Origin of the sequence: Geminicoccus sp., from assembly GCF_036263595.1 — a bacterium.
Lineage (GTDB): Bacteria > Pseudomonadota > Alphaproteobacteria > Geminicoccales > Geminicoccaceae > Geminicoccus.
The window spans coordinates 1-5,276 of the sequence record NZ_DATAGQ010000245.1; the positions used below are offsets into that span (position 1 = coordinate 1).

Annotated in this window: 3 protein-coding genes and 1 pseudogene; 1 reads left to right on the forward strand and 3 read right to left on the reverse strand. The window is 65.1% G+C overall.

Going from position 1 to position 5,276, the window contains the following annotated elements:
* Positions 1-253: pseudogene (locus tag VHL31_RS26525) on the forward strand (hypothetical protein); the annotation flags it as partial.
* A gap of 31 nt (positions 254-284) precedes the next feature.
* On the opposite strand, the gene VHL31_RS26530 reads toward VHL31_RS26525, so the two are convergent.
* The 3 genes from VHL31_RS26530 to VHL31_RS26540 all read right to left on the reverse strand — a co-directional run.
* Positions 285-2,783: a hybrid sensor histidine kinase/response regulator gene (locus VHL31_RS26530; RefSeq protein ID WP_329664264.1), complete on the reverse strand. Its 2,499-nt coding sequence runs from the start codon at positions 2,781-2,783 to the stop codon at positions 285-287.
* A gap of 563 nt (positions 2,784-3,346) precedes the next feature.
* Positions 3,347-4,378: an enoyl-CoA hydratase/isomerase family protein gene (locus VHL31_RS26535; protein ID WP_329664265.1), complete on the reverse strand. Its 1,032-nt coding sequence runs from the start codon at positions 4,376-4,378 to the stop codon at positions 3,347-3,349.
* A gap of 88 nt (positions 4,379-4,466) precedes the next feature.
* Positions 4,467-5,276 (reverse strand): mandelate racemase/muconate lactonizing enzyme family protein (locus VHL31_RS26540; RefSeq protein ID WP_329664266.1); only part of this gene is annotated, 810 nt, incomplete at its 5' end.

A 5,276-nucleotide genomic window follows, 5' to 3' on the forward strand; every position in this document is an offset into this window, starting at 1 on the left:
CACGGTCACGCTGGATGCCGGCCCCTCCAGCGATCCGGATGGCGACAGCCTCAGCTTCAAGTGGTGGGTCTACAAGGAGGCAGGCACCTATCCGGGCAATCTGTCGATCACGAACAATGGATCCAGGCTGGCGACGCTGAAGGTACCGGTAGTCAACTCGTCGTACCGGATCAGCATCGTCCTCGAGGTGAAGGACAGTGGCAGCCCCTCCTCGACCCGCTACCAGCGGGTGATCCTCGAGGTGCGCCCCTAGAGCCGAGCACCCGCCCGGGGAAGACGTTGCGCTACGTCGTCGTCAGCCGGCCCGTTCGGGCCAGTTCTTCCCTGGTCGCGGCGACGGCCGCCTGCAGTCGTCCGACCAGTTCGTCGATGGGCTGGCCCTGCAGGGCACGCAGCTCGATCGCCCGCGCCAACGTTCCTACCCGGAGCAGCCCAAAGCTGGGTGCCGTGCCGGCAAGGCGATGGGCCGGCTTCGCCACTTCCACCAGATCCTGGGCCAGCCGCTGGACGTCGGCTGCCAATTGCTCGGCTGAGGTCAGTGCGTTGCGCAAGAACTCGGCACATTTGGCTGCTCCCGCCATGTTGCCCAGTGCCTCGACCCGCGCAAGATCGAGCAGGTCGCCATCGCCATCCGTCGCTTGGTCCGGAGCGTCGGGGCGAGGCTCGGGCAGCGCCTGCTTCACGCCGTCACGCCGCTCGCTGTAGCCTGCCAAGGCCCGGAACAGCTCGTCCCAGGCCACAGGCTTGGTGAGCACGCGATTCATCCCCGCGGAAAGGCAGCGTATCCGCTCGGTCTCCATCACGTTGGCTGTGAGTGCGATGATCGGAATAGCTCCATGAGGTGGTGGCAGCGTCCGGATCCGTCTGGTCGCTTCGATGCCGTCCATCATCGGCATCTGAACGTCCATCAGGATCACGTCGAACAGCCGGCTGCTTGCCACGGAGACAGCCTGCTCGCCGTTTTCGGCGAACGTCACCGCATGACCGTGACGGGCCAGCACGGATTGGAGCAGATCCCGATTCACTTCGACATCCTCTGCCACCAGGATCTGCATCGGAACGACGGGAGCCGGATCGAGGGCCGCCTTTTCCGTGCCAAGCACCACCTCCCCGATCTCCAGCAGGAGGTGGAAGGTGAAAATGCTGCCCTTTCCAGGTGTGCTCTGGACGGCGATCTCGCCACCCATGGCGGTCACGAGTTGCCGGCAGATCGCGAGCCCCAGGCCGCTGCCGCCATATTTGCGTGCCGTGGAGCGATCGGCCTGGGTAAAGGCCCGGAACAGTTCGCTTTGCCGTTCCTCGGGAATGCCAATGCCGGTGTCCTCGACGTCGAACCGGTACTCCGCCTCTTTGTCGATCACCTTGCACGCGACCCGCACGTCCACGCCGCCGACACTGGTGAACTTGAGACCATTTCCGATCAGGTTGACCAGGACCTGTCGGAGCCTGGTCGGATCTCCCTTCACGACCGGCGGTGAATGCTGGGCAAGGTCGAAACTCAGCCGCAGCCCGCGCTCGGCGGCTTGAGGCGCCATGATCGAGCGGACCTGCTCGAGCAGGTCCACCATGGAGAAGTCGATGTTCTCCAGCGATACGCCGCCGGCGTCGAACCGTGAGAAGTCCAGGATATCGTTGATGACGCTGAGCAGATGCTGGCCGGATGTGCGGATCGCACGAACATAGCCCTGCTGCCGATCGTCCAGCCGCTCCGCCGCGAGGAGGTCGGCCATCCCCAGCACGCCGGTCATCGGCGTCCGGATCTCGTGGCTCATCGCGGCCAGGAACTGCGACTTGGATAGCTCACCCGCTTCCGCACGGATCTGGGCGAGCCGCGCATCGGCGGCGGCGGCTTCGGCGGCGACAGCCGTGGCCCGCAGCGCCCGCATGACACGATGCAGGGTCCCGGTCAGCATGCCGGTGATCAGGCCCATCCCGACGATCAACCCAACGGCCAGATAGACCCGCAGCCACCATTCCTTGAGGACAGTCGCAAGTGGCATCCCGGCAACCACCCGCATGTCGAAGCCGGTGACGTCCGCCTGTGCCACCAGGAACTCGCCGACGACATCGCCGCCCTGCTCGTCGCGGTTCAAAAGGAAGGCCGGCCTTGGCGGTTGCTCGTTCTGGTCCTCCCAGTGCTGCTCGTCGAGCGCATAGAGCCGTCTGGCACCATCGATCAGCGCCACCGTCTGATCGGGGCGGCTGGCAAGGCTCGCGAAGACCTGTGCATAAAGACGCCAACTGGCTCCCACGGCGATCACACCAGCGAACTTGCCGCCACTGTCGATGATCGGCCAACTCACCGGCACGATTTGCTGATCCGGTGCCAGTTCCCAGACCATCGGCGTGCCGATCAGCATCCCGCGCTCTTCGCTGTCGCGCTGGCGGGTGAAGTATCCGCTCTCGCTTACGTCCTCGCCGGCCCGGGTGATGTCGCTGGTGTGTCGGATGATCCCATCACGGTCGATCGCAGCCACACCTCGGAGAGCTTCGAGCTGGTCGACCTGCTCGGCATGCTGACGCAACCTGAAGTAGAGGCCTGCCAGATCAAGATGACCCCTGCCGTACTCCGCGATGGCAACGGAGACCGCGAGGTCGAGGGTCACGAGGCCGCGTGCGACGAAACCCGCCGCGGGAAAAACGATCGCCTGGAGGTCGCTTTTGGATTGCCGCAGCAATTGGTCCCGGTCGCGTGCGAGGATCACTGAAGCAGCAGCCGAGGCCAACAGACAGGTGAGCAGCCCCACGATCAGCGCGACCTGAACAGGCGTCAGCGCGGCCAACCCACGGATGAGCCGAGCGCGCCAACGAGCCCCGGCTGATCGGCCAGGTCCGGTCCGCCTGTCTGGTATCTGTCGGTTTGTCAAGCCGAGCGATGTAGGTCGCGAGCGGCTGCTCGCCATTTGGCTTTCACGATTCCGGTACTCGACTGCTGCCATGGCCAAAGAAGAACGATACGGCTTCTTCTTCTCAGACCCTATCGTAAGCCCTTCTGCCGGCAACCCTCAATAGAACCACCGTTCGCCCCGCTGCATTCATGTGCGACTTCCCCACCACCGGGAATGCGATGATGAAGCCTCGTTGGCGGCAGGCCGGCTCGTGGAGTTCCTTCTCGTGACGATGGAGGAGCCGTATTCCAATGTCGTCATGAGCAGCGCGCGGGCAAGAAGAAGGATGCCGACCGGCTTCATGGCCCGCTCGATTTCTTCTCCGGATGGATCAGTTGCGCTCGTGACGAAGGAAGCGTGGCTTTGACTTGCCGCTGACCCATGCACGGATTGCGGAACGCCACCCGAAGGATGCGCTACCAGTTTCCCCTCTTTGTCGCGGAGGTGGCTTCGCCGCCTCAACTGTCCCCTACGTTCTGGACCATCGATGGGTCGAGCGGTGCCCAGCGTGGTTGCCGGTCCTTGTCCACCAGGAGCGCCCTGACGCCCTCGAGGAAGTCATGGCCGCGGGTCATGGTCCGCGTGAGGCGCAGTTCGATCTCGAGGCATGCCGCCAGCGGCAGACCACGGGTGCGGCGCAACAGTGCCAGGCTCACCGCGAGGCTGGTGGGCGACATGCTGCGCAGGGTTGCCGTTGTCTCCTCCGCCCAAGGACCTCCCTCCGCTGCCAGCGACTGGAACAGCTCGTCGACGGTGCCAGCGCCAAAGCATCGATCGATGGCAGGATGCTGGTCGCGCAACGGGGCTGCGGATGCCGGGACTGGGGCCAGTTCGGCAATTGCGCGGTCCAGGTCCTCGGCGCCTGCCGTATCGAGCCGGACACACAAGGCGTTGAAGCGGTCTGCCGGGACGAAGGCGGTGGCGAGGCCGGCATCCATGGCGTCGGCGGCGCCGATCCTTGCACCTGTCAGTGCCAGATAGGTGCCGAGCGCGCCCGCCAGCCGATTGAGGAAGTAGCTGGCCCCGATGTCAGGAAAATACCCGATCGCTGTTTCGGGCATCGCCATGACGGTCCTGTCCGTCACCACGCGGTGGCTGCCATGGACCGAGAGGCCCATGCCGCCACCCATGCAAACCCCATCGATGAGCGCAACATAGGGCTTGGGAAAGGAAGCGATCCGGTGGTTGAGGGCGAACTCCTCGGCGAAGAACGCCTCGTTCTCGTCGTGCCGGCCGGCAAGGCTGGCCTCCCGCACGGCGCGGATATCGCCGCCGGCGCAGAACACGCCCGGCCTCTCGCTCTCGATCGTCACGAACTCGACGTCAGGGTCCGTCGCGAAGCTGTCGAGCGCTCGGCGGATGGCACGGATCATGCCGAGATCAAGCGCGTTCAACGCCTTGCCCCGGTCCAGCCGGATCCGACCACGCCGACCGCGCACGTCGGCACGGACGAACACCGAATGAGCTGGATCATGAGGTGGCATAGGCATGGATGGTCCTGCTGGATGGCCTGTTCGCATCCATGCCTGTCTGACGCCTACAGCGAAAGGTCCTGCCTGAGCGGCACCAGCTCTTACGTCAGGCCCGGATCGCCTCCAGACCCTTCCAGTCGAACTCGATGCCGTGGCCCAGTCGGTCAGGTGCGAGCGCGAAACCGTCTTCGATCTTCAACGGCTCGGCGATGTAGCGTTCGAGCCCGAAGCCGTGCGCTTCGAGGAACGAGCGGTTGGGCGCTGCCGCCAGGAGGTGGACCGTGATGTCGTGGGCACCGTGCGACGTGACCGGCAAGTTGAACGCCTCTGCCAGATGGGCGATCTTCATGAACGACGTGACGCCGCCGCAATTGGTGACGTCCGGCTCTGGATAGGTGACGCCGCCCGAAGCGATCAGGTGCCGAAAGTCCCATACCGTGCGCAGGTTCTCGCCGGCTGCGATCGGCAGGCCGCCGTCACGGACCACCCTTGCATGACCCGCCACGTCGTCGGGCGAGATCGGCTCCTCCAGCCATGTCAGATCATAGGGCGCAAAGGCACGAGCGGCCCGGATTGCCTCGTCGGCACTCCACTTCATGTTGGCGTCGACCATGAGCGGGAAGCCATCGCCCAGGTGCCGCCGCATGGCGGCCACCCGCTCCACATCCTCGGCCAGGACCTTGCGCCCGACCTTCATCTTGATCGCCCGGAAACCCTTGGCGAGGTTGTCGTCGGTCTGCTTCAGCAGATCGTCCAGCGGCAGCAGCAGGTCGATCCCGCCAGCATAGCAGGGCACGCGATGGTCGTGCCCGCCCAGGAGCTTCCAGAGCGGCAACTTGGCCCGCTTCGCCTTGAGATCCCAGAGCGCCATGTCGAAGGCGGAGAGCGCCAGCACCGTCGGGCCGCCGCGGCCGCC